This window comes from Streptomyces sp. NPDC110618 (assembly GCF_055657065.1).
On the sequence record NZ_JBVKBN010000048.1, the window covers coordinates 1 to 2,390 of the forward strand.

Here is a 2,390-nt window from a genome sequence, read left to right on the forward strand (position 1 = left end):
AGTAGCACGCTCAAGACCCGAAGCGGAGTGATCTAGCCATGGGCAGGTTGAAGCGGAGGTAAGACTTCGTGGAGGACCGAACCCACCAGGGTTGAAAACCTGGGGGATGACCTGTGGTTAGGGGTGAAAGGCCAATCAAACTCCGTGATAGCTGGTTCTCCCCGAAATGCATTTAGGTGCAGCGTCGTGTGTTTCTTGCCGGAGGTAGAGCACTGGATAGGCGATGGGCCCTACCGGGTTACTGACCTTAGCCAAACTCCGAATGCCGGTAAGTGAGAGCGCGGCAGTGAGACTGTGGGGGATAAGCTCCATGGTCGAGAGGGAAACAGCCCAGAGCATCGACTAAGGCCCCTAAGCGTACGCTAAGTGGGAAAGGATGTGGAGTCGCACAGACAACCAGGAGGTTGGCTTAGAAGCAGCCACCCTTGAAAGAGTGCGTAATAGCTCACTGGTCTAGTGATTCCGCGCCGACAATGTAGCGGGGCTCAAGCGTACCGCCGAAGTCGTGTCATTGCGATATGTACCCCCAACGGGGATCGTGATGGGTAGGGGAGCGTCGTCTGCCGGGTGAAGCAGCCGCGTAAGCGAGTTGTGGACGGTTGACGAGTGAGAATGCAGGCATGAGTAGCGATACAAACGTGAGAAACGTTTGCGCCGATTGACTAAGGGTTCCTGGGTCAAGCTGATCTGCCCAGGGTAAGTCGGGACCTAAGGCGAGGCCGACAGGCGTAGTCGATGGATAACCGGTTGATATTCCGGTACCCGCTGTGAAGCGTCAAACATCGAATCCAGTGATGCTAAGCCCGTGAAGCCGTCCTGCCTCAGCTTTGCTGTGGTGGGGAGTGGTGGAGCCGGTGACCCGAGCTGGTAGTAGGTGAGTGATGGGGTGACGCAGGAAGGTAGTCCATCCCGGGCGGTGGTTGTCCCGGGGTAAGGGTGTAGGACGCGAGGTAGGCAAATCCGCCTTGCACATAGTCTGAGACCTGATGCCGAGCCGATTGTGGTGAAGTGGATGATCCTATGCTGTCGAGAAAAGCCTCTAGCGAGTTTCATGGCGGCCCGTACCCTAAACCGACTCAGGTGGTCAGGTAGAGAATACCGAGGCGTTCGGGTGAACTATGGTTAAGGAACTCGGCAAAATGCCCCCGTAACTTCGGGAGAAGGGGGGCCACAACCGGTGATGAGCTTCGCGCTCTGAGCTGGGGGTGGCCGCAGAGACCAGCGAGAAGCGACTGTTTACTAAAAACACAGGTCCGTGCGAAGCCGTAAGGCGATGTATACGGACTGACGCCTGCCCGGTGCTGGAACGTTAAGGGGACCGGTTAGCTCACTTTCGGGTGGGCGAAGCTGAGAACTTAAGCGCCAGTAAACGGCGGTGGTAACTATAACCATCCTAAGGTAGCGAAATTCCTTGTCGGGTAAGTTCCGACCTGCACGAATGGCGTAACGACTTCTCGACTGTCTCAACCATAGGCCCGGTGAAATTGCACTACGAGTAAAGATGCTCGTTTCGCGCAGCAGGACGGAAAGACCCCGGGACCTTTACTACAGTTTGATATTGGTGTTCGGTTCGGCTTGTGTAGGATAGCTGGGAGACTGTGAAGCTTGGACGCCAGTTCAGGTGGAGTCGTCGTTGAAATACCAGTCTGGTCGTGCTGGATGTCTAACCTGGGTCCGTGATCCGGATCAGGGACAGTGTCTGATGGGTAGTTTAACTGGGGCGGTTGCCTCCTAAAGGGTAACGGAGGCGCCCAAAGGTTCCCTCAGCCTGGTTGGCAATCAGGTGTTGAGTGTAAGTGCACAAGGGAGCTTGACTGTGAGACCGACGGGTCGAGCAGGGACGAAAGTCGGGACTAGTGATCCGGCGGTGGCTTGTGGAAGCGCCGTCGCTCAACGGATAAAAGGTACCCCGGGGATAACAGGCTGATCTTCCCCAAGAGTCCATATCGACGGGATGGTTTGGCACCTCGATGTCGGCTCGTCGCATCCTGGGGCTGGAGTCGGTCCCAAGGGTTGGGCTGTTCGCCCATTAAAGCGGTACGCGAGCTGGGTTTAGAACGTCGTGAGACAGTTCGGTCCCTATCCGCTGTGCGCGTAGGAGTCTTGAGAAGGGCTGTCCCTAGTACGAGAGGACCGGGACGGACGAACCTCTGGTGTGCCAGTTGTTCTGCCAAGGGCATGGCTGGTTGGCTACGTTCGGGAGGGATAACCGCTGAAAGCATCTAAGCGGGAAGCCTGCTTCGAGATGAGGACTCCCACCCACTTGATGGGGTAAGGCTCCCAGTAGACGACTGGGTTGATAGGCCGGATATGGAAGCACGGTAACGTGTGGAGTTGACCGGTACTAATAGGCCGAGGGCTTGTCCTCAGTTGCTCGCGTCCACTGTGTT

1 rRNA gene is annotated in these 2,390 nt (G+C 56.7%); it reads left to right on the forward strand.

The window, feature by feature from the left end:
• Positions 1-2,368: ribosomal RNA gene (locus ACZ7L7_RS37155) — 23S ribosomal RNA — on the forward strand; the annotation flags it as partial.
• Positions 2,369-2,390 lie beyond the last annotated feature (22 nt).